Origin of the sequence: Streptomyces brasiliensis, from assembly GCF_014647875.1 — a bacterium.
Classification (GTDB): Bacteria; Actinomycetota; Actinomycetes; order Streptomycetales; family Streptomycetaceae; genus Streptomyces; species Streptomyces brasiliensis.
In genome coordinates, this window is the sequence record NZ_BMQA01000009.1 from 1 (window position 1) to 17,324 (window position 17,324).

Here is a 17,324-nt window from a genome sequence, read left to right on the forward strand (position 1 = left end):
ACCTACGGGTGGCTGATGTTCCACCGCCGCCTGGCCCGTGACTACGAAACCCTGCCCGCCTGCTCCGAAGCCATGATCCACCTCGCCATGACCGACCTGATGGCCCGCCGCCTGACCAACGAAGCCACCATCTCCTGGCGCGACCCGACACCCCGGGATTAAACACCTATTCCAGGATGAAACATCGGGAGAAAACGACCTCTAAGGACTCTCCTCCGGAAATCCCCGAAGCGCTATCTGCACGGCATGCCAAACGGCGATCCCACCTAGGCTGCCGTCGCTCGCATTACCTCGATGGCCTCTGGGACGCCCGACACCACGATGTCGGGCCGGTGGAGGCCATCGAGCCAGGTACGGCCGTTGGACACCCAAGCCGTGCGGAGCCCCGCCACGCTGCCCCCATGCACGTCCGTCTCGGGACCGTCCCCGACCATCCACCCTCCAGCGTCCAGTCGGGCACCGCACAGGGCGGCGGCAGCCTCAAAGTGTTCGTACGCCGGCTTCCGGGAGCCGATCTCCTCCGAGACGCAGATGCCATCGAAGAGGAACGCGAGCCCGGTCGCAGTGAGCTTGGCCCGCTGGACATCCCCTGCTCCGTTCGTTGCAATGCCGAGTGTCCACCCACCGCGGCGCAGATCTTCGAGACTCTCCCGAACCCCCGGAAAGCGCACTGACCGAGCGATACCTTCGACGTACCCGTGCCAGAGGTCGCCCGGATCATCACTGAGCCCGAATGCTTCCCGCAGGTCCACGAAGTCCGAGGGGTAGGCCCGCTCCCGGAGTCGCTCGCAGATGAGAGACTCCGCCTCTGGGAGCAGACGCCTTGAGCGCACGAAAACCCGTGCCCAGTCCTCCAGGCCCCCGCGTCGGTCTATCAGGGTGTTGTCTAGGTCGAAAAGCGCCAACACGGAGCGACGGTACGCGATGGGCGCGCCGTGTCAGTTTCCGTCTCATTCATGGCCGTACGTGCCCGTTCACGGCCGCACTCGACCCACCTTCGCCGTACGGATATACAGGCGCCGACGACTCCGGATCATGCTCTGACCAGCACGAACAGTCCTTACCGGCACGATCGGACCTCGCTGAAGGGAAGGCTGCTGTCGTCGTGAGCCGTCGCGGGGGTGGTGCCTCATTTCATGAAGTGCGGCACCATCCAGTGCCACGTGCCCCATGGTGCCCGAACGCGTCGAGGACCGCCTGCGCGTCGCCCACCGCCACCACCTTCGGCTGCCGACCCACTGCGGTCCGGTGCACCGCTAGGCGACAGCTGATCAGCAGAGCAGGCGGAGGGTGACGGCCGCCCCCTGCGTCGCGTTGTGGGCGTGGGCGGTGCCGCCGTGGGCGGTGGCCACCGCGTATACGAAGGCGAGTCCCAGGCCGGATCCGTCGCTGGTGCGGCTGGGCTCGGCGCGGGCGAAGCGGTTGAACGCCCGCGGCAGGAACTCCGGCGGGAAGCCGGGGCCCTCGTCCGTGACGCACATGCTCAGCACGCTCTCGTGGACGGTCGCCGTTACGCGAACTGTGCCGTGTCCGTGCCGCAGGGCGTTGTCGACAAGATTGCGGATGGCGGGTTGCAGCCACCGGACGTCGACGTCGACGATCACACGGTCGGTGTCGACGGTCACAGCACGCCCGGTCTGCTCCGCAGTGCGTAGGTGAGGGGCGACAGCGGCGTCGAGGAGGTCGGCGAGGTGCGCGGGAGCGCGGGTGATGTGGCCTGTGCTGCCGAGTTCTTCCAGGTCCAGCAGCGCGTTGGCGAGGTCGATCAGGCGCTGGACCTCGGCGTCCACGGAGCGCAGGGTCTCGGTGAGTTCCCCCGCCGAGCGGGGGCGGTGCAGGGCGACGTCGAGTTCGGCGCGCATCAGGGTGAGCGGGGTGCGTAGTTCGTGGCTGGCGTCCGCGACGAAGCGGCGTTCGCGTTCGGCAGACGCTTCCAGGCGATCGAGCATGTGGTTGAGGGTGTGGCCGAGGCGGGTGATCTCGTCGTCGCGGTCGGCGGGCACGTCCAGGCGTAGGTGCTGGGTGCCGTCGGCGAGGGTGGCGGCTCCGCTGCGGTAACGCTCGACGGGACGCAGGGCGGCGCGGGCGGTGCGGTAGCCGACGTAGGAGGCGGCGATGAGGGTCAGGCCGGAGGCGATAGCCAGCTGGGCGAGGAGTTCGCGCAATGCTTCGTCGCGGTGGCCGCGTCGGACGGCGGTGATCACGATCCGCCTGTGGCCGCCGGCCGTGACACGCGTGGCCTGCAGACGCAAGGGATAGGAGGTGATCGGCAGCAGGGAGCCGACGTCACGCCGGATCGTGGCTCCGCGTGCGACGGAGTCCACTTCGGCCGCAGTGAGCAGCACCTGGTGGCGGAGGGAGTCGCTGGAGTTCAGAACCCGGCCGTGCGCGTCGAGGACCTGCTGCAGACTGCAGCGGGGGCCGGGAGGCAGTTGCGCTTGGTTGCGTACGGCACGGTCGAGACTGCGCTGGCAGGTGGTCAGGTCGTCGTTCAGTTGCTGGTCCAGCGCGGTTCTGACCCGCCAGTAGACCAGCCCCGCTGCGCCCGCCAGGACCAGCGACATGGTGATGGCCACGGCCAGCACGAGGCGCGTGACCACGGGCAGCCGCTGAAACCGCGGCATCAGCCGGCCGTGCAGGCTCACTGGGCGGGCTCCAGCCGATACCCGCGTCCGCGCAGCGTGGTGATCGTCGTACGGCCGAAGGCCCGGTCGACCTTGGCACGCACCTTGGAGACGTGCACGTCGATGGCGTTGCTGCGCAGGTCGGCCTCGCCATCCCACACCTCCTCCAGCAGCCGCAGGCGGGACACCACGCATCCCGCGTTCTCCATCAGCACCCGCAGCACGGCGAACTCCCGTCGGGACAGTTCGAGTTCGCTGTCCGCGCGCCAGGCGCGCTGCTGCTCGGGGTCGAGGACGAGGTCGCCGACCTGGAGCCGGCCGGCCGGATCGGGGCGGCGCCGGGATATCGCACGCAACCTTGCCAGCAGCTCCTCCATGGCGAACGGCTTGACCACGTAGTCGTCGGCACCGGCATCCAGTCCGGCGACCCGCTCGTTGATCGCGCCGCGCGCGGTGAGCAGGATCACGGGCACGTCGATGCCCTCGCCGCGCAGCGTCCGGCACACCTCCACGCCGTCCATGCCGGGCAGCATCACGTCCAGAAGTACGGCCTCCAGCCGGGGATCACGAGCGGCAGCGAGCCCGGAGGGTCCGTCGTAGCGGCCCTCGGCGGTGTGTCCCGATTCGGTCAGGTAGCGGACGACCAGATCGCTCAGGCGGGTCTCGTCATCGATGACCAGGCAGTGCATGCCGGGCAGACTAGCCGTCCGCCGGCTGCGGTCAGCCGGCGGGAAAGCTTCATGGTCTGTTCATGTGACATCCCTACCGTCCTTCCGGTCGCGGTGCTCCGCGGACCGCGACCGGTCCGCCGTCCGATGTGCCGTGACGGAAGGGACAGCCATGCACACATGGATGCTCGCCGCCAAGGGCATCACCGACCACATTGCGGTCACCGACCTGATAACCCGCGGCGGTCTCGACGTCATCGCTCTGCTAATCCTGGTCGGTTGGTTCTACCGTCGCCGCCCCAGCCCACCGGCGATGCTGCTGGTGCTGGCCGCACTGAACATCGGCCTGTTTGCCGCGATGAGCACGATCAGCGCCGGCAAGTTCCCCGCCGGGGTCGGGTTCGGCCTGTTCGGAATCCTCTCCCTGGTCCGGTTGCGCAGCGCGGCCTTCACCCTCCGGGATGTCGCCTACACCTTCGTCACCCTGGTGATCGCCCTGTGCACGGGTCTGCCGCAGCGCCAGACCTGGCTCGTCGTCGCGCTGGACGTGGTGGTCCTGGTGGCGGTGCTCGTGGTCGACGACCCCAAGTCGTACGAGCCGCCGACCCGGACGGTGAAGCTCACCCTCGACCGGATCTACCCGGACCCCTCCGCGATCGCCCAGGATGTGGCCTTCCGCTTCGGTCAGGCACCGCTGTCCGTGGTCGTGGACGAGGTCGACTATGTCCGCGAGACCACCCGGGTCTCCGCCCGCTACCCCGCCCAGCCCCAGGAGCCCGCCATCGCTTCGGACCCCGAGCCGCGTGAGCCGGCGGTGGTGTGATGAGCCTTGGCTTCTCCCTCGCGGCCGGGCTGGGGCTGGGAGAGCTGCGCGGCGCAACGCTCGCCGAGGTGGACGCAGCCGCAGCTCTCCAGCACCGTGTCGACCGCAAGTACCTGGTCCCGCTCGACCGTGCTCGCCGCCTCATCGCCTGCCTCACCGACAGCCACCACGTCCTCGACCTCGGCGGCCGGCGTACGACGCGCTACCTCAGCACCTACTTCGACACCCCGGAGCTGGGTGCCTGGCGCGCCCACGTCCAAAGGCGCCGCCGCCGCTGGAAGGTCCGCACCCGCCTGTACGCGGAGGACGGTCTGTGCCGGGTGGAGGTGAAGACGAAGGACGGCCGCGGCGCCACGGTCAAGCACGCCCTGAGGGTCCCGGCCAGCCAGTACGGCGAACTGACCACGCGGGCAGAGCAGTTCGTCGACGAGGTGCTGGACGGGGCCGGCATCCCCGTCAGGGCCAAGGAACTGTCTGCCGCCGCCGAGGTCCGTTACGTCCGCGCAGCCCTTGCCGACCTCGACCACGGCAGCCGCGTCACCCTCGACGGAACCCTCAGCTGTCATCGCGACGACCGCACCGCCGCGCTCGACCCCGGACATGTCCTGATCGAGACCAAGGGCGGCGCACAACTCGCACCCGCCGACCGCCGGCTGCTCGGCATGGGCGCCCGGCCGGTCTCGCTCAGCAAATACATCGTCGGCCAGTCCCTGCTCACCCCGGGCCTGCCCGACAACGACGTACGCCGCCTCGCCCGCACCCACTTCACCACCGAGGCGAACCCGGCACCGCTCCACGAAAGGATCCCCGCCGCATGAACGTCCTGCGCGGCATCAAATGGCCCTACGCCCTGATCGCGGTACTCGCGGTTGCGGCCGTCGCCGTCGGCGTGCTGCGACCGCAGCTGGTCACGGCCGCCACCCCCACCTCCGCGAAGAAAAAGCCCGGCGCGACGGAAAGAATCAAGCAAGACCCGCCGCCCACGCTCTTCACCGACGCAGAGATCGCCACGATCGGTAAGAAGGCAGACGCCCAGCGCAAGAAGGCCGACGCCCTCTTCGCCCAGTGGGAGAAGGCGCACGGCACCACCCGCGACGACAAGGCATTCGCTGCCTGGGCTGCCCAGCAGGTACCCGCCCCGCCCACGGCGGCACAGCGCACCGCCGAACTCCATCAGGACCAGCAACTCGCCAAGTCCCGCACTGCAGCCGGGAAAAAGGCCGCCACCTGGCTGGAGCTCCACGGCAAGAAGGACATCTGGAAGCTCTACCTCCACGACCAGCGCGAACTGATCCCCGCCCAGCAGGGCACGGCTGAGAAGGCACAACTCAAGGCGGCACTGAAGCTGGCCAAAACGATCTGCGACCAGGTGGCGGCCAAGGACAAGCAGCCGGCCCCCTACGTCCTGGATCCCACCTTGCGCCCGGACAAGCACATCAAGCCCGGTACCAAGGGCCCGTACTCCTACCCCTCCCGGCACGCCACCCGCTCTGCCGCCGCAGTCACCTACCTCAGCGCCCTCTCCCCGCACCGCGTCGCAGACTACGAGTGGATGCAGGCCGAGGTCCTCTACTCCCGCCTCTACATGGCGGGGCACGTGACCAGCGACCTCACCGCCGGCACCCTCCTCGGTAACCTGATCGGCGACTACGAACTCGCCGTCAGCAGGCGCTGAGACCCGCCGTCGTGCTGTGCGCCGTCTACTGTGCCGGCTTCACCCTGCGGTGACCGCGCCGTACGACGGTAAGTACCGGGCCGAGCGCAAGGATGACGCCGAGAACGGCGTAGCCGTGGCTCAGGGTGGTGAGGGCGGCGACCGCTGCGACCAGCAACGGGCCGCCCGCATCGCCGAGTTCGCGGCCCAGTTCGGCAGCGCCCATGGTCTGGCCGAGACGCTCGGCCTGGGTGGCGGCGGCCAGGGCGGCGAAGCCGAGCGGGGTGATCAGACCGGTCCCCACGCCGATCAGGGTGGCGCCGACGAGGACGCCGGTCAGGCCCGGCAGCATCGCGCACCCCAGCCCGGCGGCGGTCAGCAGCAGTCCCGCCGCGATGCCGGACCGGGCCGTCAGGCGGCCATCGTCCAGTGCCCGTCCAGCGCGCGGCTGGATCACCGCCGCGCAGGCGGCCAGCACCGACACGGCGGCACCGGTGGCCACCGTGCCCAGACCTGCTGCCCGGCCCGAGACCGGCAGGAATCCCACCCCGACCGACAAGGCGGCGGTCGCCGCGGCCAGGGCCGATGTCGGGGCGAGGAACGCCGGGTCGGACAGCCGCCGGGCCAGGTCGAGTACCGTCTGCCGGGCCTTGGGCAGCGGTGGTACGACCGGGACGGCGAGTGCGGCCCACACGGCGACTGCCGCCCCGAGCACGGCCAGGACGGCAAACAGCAGGCGCAGGCCCCCAGCCCACACCAGAACCCCGCCGAGCAGCGGGCCGAGGGTGTAGCCGATCGACTTGTAGAAGCCGTAGCTGCCAAAGGCCCGGCCGTGCTTGGCTGCCGGGTTGAGGCGGGCGACTAGGGCGGAGGCCGACGGGGAGAAGGCGGAGGCCGCGGCGCCTTGGCCTAGGCGGGCGGCCCACAGCCAGCCGGGGCTGTCCGCGACGACGTACAGGCCGGATGCGGCGGCGAAGGCGACGAGTCCGCCGAGCAGGCCCTGGAGTCCTAGCCCAGACACCGGGGAACAAGTAACCGGCCGGTAGCTTTTAGGTGTTCACCGCCGTCTCGGCCGCCTGCTCGTCGTGCTCGCGCAGCATCCGCATCACGGTCGCAGGCGAGGGGTGTTGCCCCTTCTTCGCGCCGGTGGTGATGACGAGCCGCTTGGCGATGTCGCGCAGGCTCATCTCCTGGTCGCGCAGGTGGAGGGCCATGGAAAGCATGTCGCCGTCGGTGACCCCGGCGCCGCCGATGGTCTTGCCGCGCTTCCGCGCGCTCTCGTGGCCTTCGAGGGTGCGGTCGCGGATGTACTCGCGCTCCATGCCGGACATGGCCGCGAGTACGGTGAAGACGATGCCGGACGGGTCGTGCGAGCCCTTCAGCTCTCCGGTGAGGAACTCCAGGCCGACGTCGCTCGCCTTCAGCTCCTCGGCGAGCATGGCGAGTTCGATGCCGCGGCCGAGGCGCTTGTGCTCGTGCACGACGAGGGTGACGGCGACACCGGAGGAGCGGATCTCCCCGGCCAGCTTCACAGCGGCCTCCAGCTCGGGACGCCGGGTGGCGCGGGTGGAGATCTTCTCCGAGAAGACCCGGGTGACCCCGGCCTCGGCGAGGGAGTCGAGTTGTGCGTCGAGGGACTGCCGGGCGGTCGAGGCGCGGGCATAGCCGAGGCGGACGTGTCCGACCAGCTCGGCGCCGGCGCGCACGGGCCGGGGCAGTTCGGTCCATGCCGAGCCCGGCTTACGTACGGCGGGGGTCGGCACGCTCAACGCCTTGGCGAGTTGGGGCACCAGGCGGAAGCGGGCGGTGTGGTACTGGATGGCCACCTTGCCCTTGCCGGTCCGGCACGGGGAACCCGCCGGGGCGGCGCAGGTGGACATCGGGCAGTCGTGCGATTCCACACGCTTGAAGTCGTCGCTCACGACCCCGGACTGTTTCATGAGGGTGTTTCAGATGTCCAGTCGTTTGCAACAACTCATGAAACATGATCGCCGCAGGTGGCCGACGACCCGGCTGGGTGTTTCATGAGCGACCACCTATGAAACAGCGAAAGGGGCCGTCCGGGGCTGCCAAAGCCGACATGATCTGAGAACACAACAGGACATGGAGAGTTCCGGGGTGACTGTGCGCGCAGACATGACTATCCAAGACCGCTACCAGTTGCAGCACCTGCTGGGTGCGGGAGGCTTCGGGCAGGTCTGGAAGGCGACGGACCAAACTCTTGAACGTGAGGTAGCGGTCAAGTTCGCTATCGCCATCGCTGATGATCCGCAGGCGGTCGCCCGTTTCACGGCTGAAGCCCGCAAACTCGCCAGGCTACGTCACCGCGGGATCGTCACCGTTCACGATGCCGGAACCGTCGTCGCCGATAGTGGCCATCAGATCCCGTACCTAGTGATGGAGCTCCTGGACGGTACAACCTGGCAGCAGAGCACCTCCATGGAATCGATCGTACGGACGGGGGCGAGCCTTGCCGACGCACTCGCGCACATGCACGAGAAGGGGATCGTGCACCGGGATATCAAGCCTGCGAACGTCATGATCGGCGCGGATGGGAGTGCCGTGCTGATGGACCTCGGCATAGCCCGGGACTTCGCCGCCCTGACCACGGTCACCGCAGCCGCTTCCCCGGGGACCCTGGCCTATATGGCCCCTGAACAGCTCGCCGGGGAGCCTGCCACCGCTGCTTCCGATGTGTACGCGCTCGGTCTTGTCCTGATCGAGAAGCTCACCGGCAAACGTGGCCCGGCCGCACAGCTCCCCGCCACCGACCGGAACACCCTCACTCCCCACCTCCGCATGCTGCTCGACCGCATGACCGCTCTCGACCCAGCCGAGCGCCCCAGCGCGGCCGAATGCCGAATGCAACTGGCCCAGCCATCGCCCCCTGGTCACCCAGTGCCCGGAGAGCCCACCATGCCGCGGCCGAACGCGGAGAGCCCTGGGCACCGCGCACAGTGGGAGCGGTTCGGCCCTCCGGTGATCGTGTTCGTGCTTCTGAGCCTGTCTTCTGACCTCTGGCGCATCGACTTGGCTGGAGAAGGCGAGGATTGGGCCCTTGCCATCTGGCTTGTGCGTTTCCTTGAGGTGGGTCTGCTCGTGCTTACGGCAGTGCTGACACCGCGTTCTGAGAATGTGACGCGTACGGTCGGCTACCTGTTTGCGTCCTGCAATGCTGTGGGCTTCATCCTGGGCGTAACCCTGGGTCCGGGACCCTCGCTCGCCCACAACCTGCCGCTGTACTGCATAACGATCTTCCTGAGCGTCACGGCGTACTGCTACCGCGACTTCAAGACCCGTCGCATTCGGTTGCGGAGCGAATAGGTCAAAGCGTCTCTCTTGCTGCGGGAGGCTGATCGGCGGTGTCCGCTCGGGGGCGGGGTACGACGGATGCCGGGGCGAAGTTGAGGCGCTTGTCCATGTCGAGGCGGAAGGTGCCGTACGGGTTGACGTTCGACCAGAACAGCGCGGTCAGGCCGCGCCGGTCCTCGTGGTTGAGCTTCTTCGCCCACGCTGGTTCGGCCAGGACGTGCTGAACCAGAAGCGTGTTGACGTGCACGAGTGCGGACTGAAGCAGGTGCAGGGCGAGCATCGACGTCTCGGCGTGCTCCTTGTCCGGGCCGGTCAGGGCGCCGTCCTTGCCGTAGTGGAGCACGGTGTTCGCGCTGTTCCAGTTCTCCACGACCTGGAGCCCGCCGTGGATCTCGCGGCGTAGATCGGGGCTGGCGAGGTAGTCGCACGCGAAGATCGTACGCACGGCGCGGCCGAGTTCTTCGAGGGCCTGGTAGGTGGGGTGCTTGGGGCCACCCCGGGTGAAGCGCCGCAGCACCTGCTCCGCCTCCGCCGTTCCGAGCCGGAGCGCGGTCGCGTACTTCACCATCTGGTCGTACTGCTGCTCGATCAGCTCCCAACGGATCGGCCGCGTCAGCGAGGCGCCGAGCGACGGCCAGCCAGGCGGGGTGTCGTCCGGGCGGTACAGGCGGATGCTGCCGATGTTCTTCAACCGCGGCAGGAGGCGGAAGTTGAGCAGTTCGGTGAACGCGAACCCGACCACCGAGGCGCCGTGCGTATCGACGTAGTTCGACTCGATCTCGGCGTCCGTACAGTGCCGCAACAGGCCCTCGATCATCGCCGCGACCTCGGACGACGAACAACTCTTGAGCTGGGAGTAGATGCAGACGTTCTTCCGCTCGACGTGCCAGTAGATCATCACGCCGTTGCCGCCGTACCGGGCGTGGTACTCGGTCATGAAGTTCGAGGACCAGGACCCGAACTTCTTCGAGTCCGACGCGCACGCGGTGCCGTGACCCCACCATGCGGTGTCGCGGGCGGCGAAGGTGGCGTTCACCAGCCTGGTGACGGCGGCCCGAAGGTTGTCGACGGTGATGAAGTGCCGGCGGACGTGCCGCAGCGCGGCCTCGCTCTCGCCGTGCTCGCCGGTCGCCACGATCGCCCGGATGCCCATGTTCGTGCCCAGAGCGAAGAGGGCCAGTAGCAGGCGGCGCTGGAGAACGTCACGCTCGATGCGCTCGTACGCGGCCACCGAGGAGAACTCCTCGGTGAAGCCGGTGAGAAAGTCGGCGTTCTTCAGCACGTCCAGGAGGTCCAGGACACCCCAGCGGCGTGCGACCTCCTCCTTGAGGGCCGCCAGACCGGTGGCCTCGGCCAGCGGCTCCAGCTTCGGCACGGTCCGCGGCGCGGCTCGGGACCAGCGAACGGACGGTGCAGCGCCGGATCAAACGGCTGATGGAGCTGTCCGGCACCGACAGCCGGATGCAGCTGGCCTGGTACGCAGCCCGCTCCGGCCTGATCGCCCCGTGAGCGTGGCCCCACCCCTTGCTCGAGGCGGGGCCACGCTACGAGTCAGCGGACCTGGTACGCGCGGGTCACGGTCTGCTCGACGGCGGTCCCGTCGACGTCCGTGGCCTGCACCTTCAGCGTCACGAACCCGGCGGTCTTCGGGTTCAGCAGGACGGCGGTGGCTCCGGCGTCACCGGTCAGGCGTACCTGGGCCTGCGTCCAGGTCGCGCCGTCGTCGTACGACGCCGACACCTTGACGTCCTTCAGGTTCGGCGCGGCCAGCCCCTTCGGGTACCGGAAGCCGAGGCCGAGCGTACTGGTGCTCCCCTTCCGAACGCTGTTGTCGAGTGCCAGGTCCAGGTCGTAGTCGATCGACATGACCCCCAGTGCACCGTTGTCCGCGTGCTCGGAGCGGAACGTCCAGGCGCTCTGGACCTTCGTCGAGGTCGTCCACCACGGCTGGTCCCTGACCACCTCGCCGACCAGCGTGTACGTCGCCGGCTCCGGAACCATCGGGAAGTCCACCGACAGCGAGGGCGCCGTCCCGACCAGCTGACCGTCCCGGTACACCGTGAGCTTCTTCGTCTCCAAGAGGCTGACAAAGTTGGACTGCTGGCGAGGCTCCTCGGCCAGCAGCGGGGCGATGTCGACGGTGCCGAGCTCGCCCAGCCTGCGGGTGCCGTGCGCGTTGCCCGCGACGATGGCCGACCTGTACACGCCCTTGTTCCAGTCCATGGAGTACACCTGGCCAGCCTGCAGCCGCTCCGCAGAGGTCTGGACGGCCCCATTGCCCGGCTGCCAGAGCGGGGCACCGGCGACAAGCTCATAGGTCTGCACGCCGGCCGTGACGTACTCCGTCAGCGTCCGCGGCATCGTCGTCCGGACGATCGTCGGGTAGACGAACGCCTGCTTGTCCGACCTCATGACCCGTGCGAAGCCACCCTCGGTGGCCGGCGTCGAGGCGTAGAACCTGTCGTTGACCGTCGCCAGCTCGCTCGGGTCGGTCCGGTACTGCTGGTCGGCCGAGATGCCCTGTTCGGTCTTCATTACCTCGTAGCTGTACGCCGGCATCGCCTTGCCCTGGAACTGCAGCTTGACGTTGCCCTGCGCGGCGAGTGCCGCCAGCTTCGCGCCCTGCTCACCGGACAGCGTCAGCGCCGGGATCGCGGTCTCCGTCCTCGCGTCGACCTTGGTCCCCCACTCGCCCGGTACGTCGCTGTAGATGACGACCGCACCGGCGCCGGCGGCGGCCGCGTTCTGGAGGCTGTAGCCCTCAGCTTCGCGAGCATCTCCTTCTTCGAGCACCGCAAGCCGCTGCAGCGGCTGCTCGACGACAGCCGGTCCGCCTACACCATCCGCCCGGACGGCCGCGCCCTCGTCCACCGGGTCGACCCGACAACGACCGCGCTGCTCGACGCCGCCAAGCGCGCTGGCGAACAGCCCGACCGGGGCTCCTCCAGCACTCATCTACAGCACGCGTACGCCGCGGCGTACGCGCTGCACCAAGACCCGGTACGCGCCTACAGCGAGGCGGTCAAGGCGGTCGAGTCCGCCGCACCCTGGAGCCGAATAACACGAAGGCCACGCTGGGCACGATGCTGCGCGAACTGCGGCAGCACCCGAGGCAGTGGGACGTCACGCTCGCGGGCAAGACTGGCACTGAGGGAGCGGCGACCGTCGAGGCGATGATGTCCCTGCTGTGGACCGGGCAGACCAGCCGCCACGGCAACCTCCAGACCACCCGCGAAGAGACCCCGGCCGAGGCACGCATGGCCGTCGACCTCGCCGTGTCTCTGGTCCGTTGGTTCGCCGACGGCGCCGTACGGCGCCGCTGACCGACCGCGCTCGGTCGGTCGGTGCCCTTTCCGCCCACCGTGGACGACGTGTGGACGATCGCGAGCCGTCTCTAGGTGAATACAGCAGTTTCACCAGGTCAGCGCCTACATTGCTGCGTGATTTTGGGGGGACTGTAAACCTGCTCCCGAGTTCAGTCGTCCCGGGATGACCGAGACGGGGGCTGCCTCGACAACGATCACGAGGCGCGGCGGTTTGCCGCGTCTCGTGGTGTGTGCCCAGTGCAAGGGGCATGGTGTGTGTCCATGGCGCGCAGTGCCTGGGTCCGCCACTTGACGTCGACGGGAACCTGTACTTCGCCGTCGTGCTTGATGCGGTATCCGCTCATATCCAACAGGGCACCACTGCGGACGGCGATGTTTCCCGCCCACCGGGACGCTGCGCTCAGGAGTCGCGCCGATCAGCCGAACGAACGCTGCCGGCCGAGGCGCAGTCGAACGGCGCCGGTCTCGGGGTCACTGTGACCCATGTCTCATCCCGGCCGTGCAGCAGGCGTGGGCGTGTGCACGTCGAGGACGGGTGACAGGAAGGGAGGAGAGCGTGTGGAGACGGACTTCGAAGGCTTTGTCGCCGCTCGGGCCGGCGCCTTGTTCCGTGGGGCACTGGTGCTGACCGGGAACCGGGAGGCAGCCGAGGACCTGGTCCAGGAGACGCTGGAGCGGGCTTGCCGCAAGTGGCGGAGGATCGCCGTGGCGGACGCTCCGGACGCCTACGTACGGCGGATCATGGTGAACCTTGCCAACGACCGCTGGCGCAGGTTCCGCAGGACCGTTCCCGACCGTGGCGACCGGGTCGCCCCGGGGGACGAGTACGGACAGGTCGACAGCCGCGACCAGTTGGTGCGCGCCTTGCAGCAACTGCCCATGAGAATGCGGACGGTGGTGGTGCTGCGCTACTTCCACGACCTCTCCGACGCCGAGATCGCGGCCGACCTCGACATCTCGCCGAGCACCGTGCGCTCGCAGCTCGCCCGTGGCATCGACAAGCTCAGAAGCCAGATCCCCGCGCTCTCCAGCCCCTCATCACGGCAGCCCACGGAAGGAGTCCGATGACTTCCCACGACTCACGACCCTTCGACGGCGCCGGTCGCACATCCTTCGAAGAGGAACTGGTGAACGCCATGAACGCCTTCGCGAACTCCACCGAAACGCCGGACTTCGACGCGCCCAGTATGGTCCGCCGGTCGCGCCGCAGGCGGACCACAGTCATCGCCGCCGTAGCCGTGGCTCTGGTCACGGCGGGGGGCGGCAGCGCACTCGCGGCGATGAGCGGCAGCACGACGCACACCGCACGGCCCGCCGCGACGGGCGTCGCGTCCAAGCCCGCCACGATCCGCGTCGTGCCCAGGCCCGCCACGACCAGCGTCGCCCCCAAGCCCACCATCGGCCACGCGCCCACGGGCCATGACGCGACCACCGTGCTGGTCGCCGAGAAGGGGGTGAAGATCCCCATCGACTTCTCCGGCCTGAGCCGGTCGGCGGCCGAGCAGCGGATCCTGAAGGAGGGGTTCAAGCCGGGCACGGTCGCCAATGCGGCCCGCAAGGGCTGCACCCCGGGAACGGTGGTCGGCGTGAGCCCGCACAGCCCGACGGCCGTGCATCGGGGTGTCGCGATCGACCTCACTCTCTGCTCCCGCTGACCTGAGACACCTCCGCTCCGCCCGGTAGCACTGCCGGGCGGAGCGGAGTCGCGGGCGAGCCCGGGGCCGCGCACCGGGATCGATGCGCACGTGGGTGGCTCGGCCGGTGGCTCGAGGGCCTCGCCGTACCTAGCGAGGAACGTCTCATGCCCGACCCGGTCGTACTCCGCAATTGCTTGGAGGATCCCCGCGCGCGCGTGAAAGCCGCTGAGGCGGGGACTGATCGATCAAGCCGTCATACCCTCCAGAGAGCCCTGTGGGGCAAGGGCGGGGCGAAAGCAGTGGTGTCCACACGTAAGCGCTAGTCACGGCGTATTACGCGCGCGGTCTGTAAATCTGCCGGCTCAGCCTTCCCAGGTTCGAATCCTGGCGCCGCCACGTTGAGGGAGACCCCCTCTGACCAGGTTATTTGTCTGGTCAGAGGGGGTCTCTCGTTGGCTCTCCCTGTTCGATGCTCCCAATCGGTGATCCACAGGCGGAGCTTGCGTGCGGCCTCGGGGATCGTGATGAACACCTCGTGCCTCATGCCGGGTCAGGTTCTCCGCCAGCTCGCGGCGCCGCTTCTGTACCTCGTTCGTGGTGACCCCGAAGACAGGTCCACGTCGACTTCCACGCCGCATTCGGCGATGCGGATCGGGCCGAGAGTGGAGGCGCCTGCCTCGCCCATCTCCTTGATGGCGCCTCGCAGCGCGGGCACCCCCAGGTCACGCAGTGCCTTGACCGCGATGGGCTCGCCCTCGCTGGAGCGAAGGTCGTCGGGGAGCGCCCGCACCTTGTTGACGACTGAGGCGTGGCAACGCGCTAGGGACGCAGACGCTGTTCCTCCAGGCGTCCCCTGACAGCGTCAAGTTCAAGGGAACCCGCTGGTAACGGAGAGCGAACGGAGCCCGATGCACATCTGCCGGCTCAGCCCTCAGGATCCCCGCGCGCGTGATCTCGGAAGGGGCCATGAGCGACACCGTAGATCAGGGCACTGACAACGAGGCCGTGCTCTGGTCCCGCAGGCGTCCTCCCAACCAAGGCCGGAAGACGGAGAATCGCAGGCTCAGGCGGGGCCACCGTGCCCGGCAGGCGTGGTCGCGGATGAAAGTGACCCTCCACCAGGACGGTGAGCTGCGCCCCGGCGGATCTGCGCGACGGAGGTGTCAGGAATAGCCTGGAATTCCCTTCGCCGCGCGGGACGCGAAACAGGGAGATAAAGCCATGCCCTGGAATCTCAACGGCACGTACCTGGAGAGCTGCAACTGTGACGTGGTGTGCCCCTGCACCACCTCGGGCCTCACCGCACCGGCCGACCACGAGCGCTGCCAGGTGACCTTCGCCTTCCACGTGGACAGCGGGAACGTGGACGGCGCGGACGTCTCCGACCGCAGCGTCGCCGTCTTCATCGACGCGCCCCGGGTGATGGCCGAGGGCGGCTGGCAGGTGGCGCTGTACATCGACGCTTCGGCCGACGACGGCCAGGCGGACGCGCTGGGCAAGGTCTTCTCCGGCCAGGCCGGCGGGCCGATGGCGGCGCTCACTCCGCTCATCGGCGAGGTCCTCGGCGTGGAGCGCGCCCCCATCGACTACCGCGACGACGGCCGCCGCCACGCCGTGCGGGTGGGCGACGCCATCGACATCGAAATCGAGGACCAGGTCGCCCCGCAGTTCGGCGAGGACGGTCCGGTCATGGGCCTGACCGGCATGTTCCACCCGGCGAACAGCACGCTGACGATCGCCCGGTCCACCCGGGCCACGGGCGACGGCGTGTACGGCCGATCCTGGGACTTCACCGGCGGCAACGGACACTCGGCGCCGTTCACGTGGTCCGCGTGACCGGTGGGCCGGCCGCCGTCCGCGGGAAGGCGGGCCCCGCCGGGTTGCTGCTGGTCGCGGCAGCTGCCGCCTGGGTCTGGGTGGTAACGCGCTGGGGCGGCATGCAGGCGATGCCCGGCACCATGGGCTTGGGCCTGCCCGCTTTCCTGGCCGTGTGGACGCTGATGATGGCTGCGATGATGCTGCCCGCCACGTCGCTCGTCGCCGCGCTGTACGCGCGCACCATCACCGCGCATCGGGCATCGCGCATGGTCGTCTTCACCGTCGCCTACCTGCTCGTCTGGGCTGCGGCCGGGCTGCCGGGGTACGCGCTGGCCGTTGGCCTGGACCGGGCGGCGAGCCTCCCCGCCGCGGCGGGGACCGCAGTGGCCGCGGCTGTGTTCGCGGTCAGCGGCGTCTACCAACTCACGCCCGTAAAGGACCGCTGCCTGGCGAGGTGCCGCTCGCCGATCGGGCTGATGCTGCGCTACGCCTCGTATCCGGGGCCCTCGCGCGATCTGCGTGCCGGAGCCCACCACGGGGCCTTCTGCCTGGGCTGCTGCTGGTCGCTGATGGTGCTGCTGGCGGCGTTCGGTGTGATGAACCTGTGGGCCATGGTGGTCCTGGCCTTTGTGATCACCACTGAGAAGCTCGCTCCGGTCGGCCGTCTGGTGGCCCGTGTCGTGGGGATCGCCTCGATCGCCCTGGCCGTCGCCGTCTTCTGGGTCCCGGCGCTGGCTCCGGGCCTCACCGGTGCGGGTATGGCCGGTATGTGACAACAGGCCGTCTCCGCCAGTGGATCACGGGCGGGCGCGGGAGTCCTGGGATCGGCGGCGGAGATCCTGGCAACCGTGAACACGGCGAGCGTGGTCAGCGGCGATGCGACGACCGCCCTGATCGACCGTCAGCAGGGATGGTGGTTCGGCTTGTCCTGCCACGCCTGGTAGGCCTCGGCGCCCAGCTCGGGGAACATCTGCTGATGCTGATGCTCCGTTGGTCCGGAGGCCGCTGGAAGTCCTCGTACTGGAAGTCGTCGCTGAACCTGATCTCCTCGGTGGCTTTCCAGCCACAGCTGAAGTGGACGGCGTCGATTCGCGCCCAGTAGATAGCGCTCATGCACATGGGACAGGGCGCGCCGCTGGTGTAGATCGAGAGTGGCACGAGGGGCGTGTCCACATCGTTTCAAGTCACCTGACAATTCAGTAAGAAGGCTGTGGGAAAGAGCAAAAAATCCCTCATGAATTGCCCTCCCGCCTTTGGGTAAATGAAGAGGGAGCGATAATGGCGATCGTTCATTGGTGGCGCGACGCCCTGCTGGAGGTCCCTGGAGAAGGCCCGGCTCAGGCCGGACGACTCGCGCGTCTGCCCGCTCAGCCTTCCCAGGTTCGGGTCCTGGCGCCGCCACATTGGGGAAGACCCCCTTTCATCTGCGGAGACGCAGACTGGAGGGGGTCTTTTCGTGTTC

General features: G+C 68.7%; 17 protein-coding genes and 2 pseudogenes. 11 read left to right on the forward strand and 8 right to left on the reverse strand.

Features of this window, described 5'->3' with window-relative positions:
• A pseudogene (locus IEZ19_RS16025) lies at positions 1-162 on the forward strand (IS5 family transposase); the annotation flags it as partial.
• Between the two features lie 104 nt (positions 163-266).
• Here the strand turns inward: IEZ19_RS16025 and IEZ19_RS16030 are convergent.
• The 3 genes from IEZ19_RS16030 to IEZ19_RS16040 all read right to left on the reverse strand — a co-directional run bounded on the left by IEZ19_RS16030 (position 267) and on the right by IEZ19_RS16040 (position 3,313).
• Positions 267-908: an HAD family hydrolase gene (locus tag IEZ19_RS16030; protein WP_189311874.1), complete on the reverse strand. Its 642-nt coding sequence runs from the start codon at positions 906-908 to the stop codon at positions 267-269.
• Between the two features lie 363 nt (positions 909-1,271).
• The gene (locus IEZ19_RS16035) at positions 1,272-2,645 is read right to left on the reverse strand and encodes a sensor histidine kinase (RefSeq protein ID WP_189311875.1); all 1,374 of its coding nucleotides are present in this window, start codon (positions 2,643-2,645) and stop codon (positions 1,272-1,274) included.
• The gene (locus IEZ19_RS16040; protein ID WP_189311876.1) at positions 2,642-3,313 is read right to left on the reverse strand and encodes a response regulator transcription factor; all 672 of its coding nucleotides are present in this window, start codon (positions 3,311-3,313) and stop codon (positions 2,642-2,644) included. Before IEZ19_RS16040 ends, IEZ19_RS16035 begins: the two co-directional genes overlap by 4 nt.
• A 151-nt stretch (positions 3,314-3,464) precedes the next feature.
• On the opposite strand from IEZ19_RS16040, the gene IEZ19_RS16045 reads away from it, so the two are divergent.
• The 3 genes from IEZ19_RS16045 to IEZ19_RS16055 are packed head-to-tail and all read left to right on the forward strand — an operon-like array spanning position 3,465 to position 5,790.
• Positions 3,465-4,115, forward strand: coding sequence for a DUF4956 domain-containing protein (locus tag IEZ19_RS16045; RefSeq protein WP_229840364.1), 651 nt, complete (start codon positions 3,465-3,467; stop codon positions 4,113-4,115).
• Positions 4,115-4,933 (forward strand): VTC domain-containing protein, encoded by an 819-nt coding sequence (locus tag IEZ19_RS16050; protein ID WP_189311877.1) that lies wholly within the window; start codon positions 4,115-4,117, stop codon positions 4,931-4,933. The genes IEZ19_RS16045 and IEZ19_RS16050 overlap by 1 nt, the downstream gene beginning before the upstream one ends.
• Positions 4,930-5,790, forward strand: a complete 861-nt coding sequence (locus tag IEZ19_RS16055) for a phosphatase PAP2 family protein (protein ID WP_189311878.1) — start codon at positions 4,930-4,932, stop codon at positions 5,788-5,790. The genes IEZ19_RS16050 and IEZ19_RS16055 overlap by 4 nt, the downstream gene beginning before the upstream one ends.
• A 25-nt stretch (positions 5,791-5,815) precedes the next feature.
• On the opposite strand, the gene IEZ19_RS16060 is transcribed toward IEZ19_RS16055, so the two are convergent.
• Positions 5,816-6,790, reverse strand: a complete 975-nt coding sequence (locus IEZ19_RS16060; protein ID WP_229840366.1) for an MFS transporter — start codon at positions 6,788-6,790, stop codon at positions 5,816-5,818.
• A 28-nt stretch (positions 6,791-6,818) separates the two neighbouring features.
• The gene (locus tag IEZ19_RS16065) at positions 6,819-7,691 is read right to left on the reverse strand and encodes a recombinase family protein (RefSeq protein WP_229840368.1); all 873 of its coding nucleotides are present in this window, start codon (positions 7,689-7,691) and stop codon (positions 6,819-6,821) included.
• 196 nt (positions 7,692-7,887) lie between these two features.
• Between IEZ19_RS16065 and IEZ19_RS16070 the strand changes: the two genes are divergently transcribed.
• Positions 7,888-9,093, forward strand: a complete 1,206-nt coding sequence (locus tag IEZ19_RS16070) for a serine/threonine-protein kinase (protein ID WP_189311879.1) — start codon at positions 7,888-7,890, stop codon at positions 9,091-9,093.
• A gap of 1 nt (position 9,094) precedes the next feature.
• On the opposite strand, the gene IEZ19_RS16075 is transcribed toward IEZ19_RS16070, so the two are convergent.
• Together IEZ19_RS16075 and IEZ19_RS16080 are read right to left on the reverse strand one after the other, a co-directional pair.
• Positions 9,095-10,456: a Tn3 family transposase gene (locus IEZ19_RS16075; RefSeq protein WP_229840369.1), complete on the reverse strand. Its 1,362-nt coding sequence runs from the start codon at positions 10,454-10,456 to the stop codon at positions 9,095-9,097.
• Between the two features lie 176 nt (positions 10,457-10,632).
• Positions 10,633-12,036: a PA domain-containing protein gene (locus tag IEZ19_RS16080; RefSeq protein WP_189311880.1), complete on the reverse strand. Its 1,404-nt coding sequence runs from the start codon at positions 12,034-12,036 to the stop codon at positions 10,633-10,635.
• 128 nt (positions 12,037-12,164) lie between these two features.
• Between IEZ19_RS16080 and IEZ19_RS16085 the strand changes: the two genes are divergently transcribed.
• From IEZ19_RS16085 to IEZ19_RS16095, 3 genes are all read left to right on the forward strand, one after another.
• Positions 12,165-12,404 carry a hypothetical protein gene (locus IEZ19_RS16085; RefSeq protein ID WP_189311881.1) on the forward strand — a complete coding sequence of 80 codons (240 nt, stop codon included), beginning with the start codon at positions 12,165-12,167 and terminating at the stop codon, positions 12,402-12,404.
• Between the two features lie 561 nt (positions 12,405-12,965).
• Positions 12,966-13,475 (forward strand): SigE family RNA polymerase sigma factor, encoded by a 510-nt coding sequence (locus tag IEZ19_RS16090; RefSeq protein WP_229840371.1) that lies wholly within the window; start codon positions 12,966-12,968, stop codon positions 13,473-13,475.
• Complete coding sequence (locus tag IEZ19_RS16095; protein ID WP_189311883.1) at positions 13,472-14,062, forward strand: PASTA domain-containing protein; 591 nt, start codon at positions 13,472-13,474, stop codon at positions 14,060-14,062. Before IEZ19_RS16090 ends, IEZ19_RS16095 begins: the two co-directional genes overlap by 4 nt.
• A gap of 460 nt (positions 14,063-14,522) precedes the next feature.
• Here IEZ19_RS16095 and IEZ19_RS50700 read toward each other — a convergent pair.
• Positions 14,523-14,828 (reverse strand): annotated as a pseudogene (locus IEZ19_RS50700) (ATP-binding protein); the annotation flags it as partial.
• Positions 14,829-15,265: 437 nt separating this feature from the next.
• Here IEZ19_RS50700 and IEZ19_RS16100 point away from each other — a divergent pair.
• From IEZ19_RS16100 to IEZ19_RS53070, 3 genes are all read left to right on the forward strand, one after another.
• Positions 15,266-15,880: a DUF1326 domain-containing protein gene (locus tag IEZ19_RS16100; RefSeq protein ID WP_189311884.1), complete on the forward strand. Its 615-nt coding sequence runs from the start codon at positions 15,266-15,268 to the stop codon at positions 15,878-15,880.
• Positions 15,877-16,635 (forward strand): DUF2182 domain-containing protein, encoded by a 759-nt coding sequence (locus IEZ19_RS16105; RefSeq protein WP_189311885.1) that lies wholly within the window; start codon positions 15,877-15,879, stop codon positions 16,633-16,635. The genes IEZ19_RS16100 and IEZ19_RS16105 overlap by 4 nt, the downstream gene beginning before the upstream one ends.
• A 137-nt stretch (positions 16,636-16,772) precedes the next feature.
• A complete protein-coding gene (locus IEZ19_RS53070; RefSeq protein WP_189311886.1) occupies positions 16,773-16,964 on the forward strand; it encodes a hypothetical protein in 192 nt (63 codons plus the stop codon).
• The last annotated feature ends 360 nt before the right edge of the window (positions 16,965-17,324 follow it).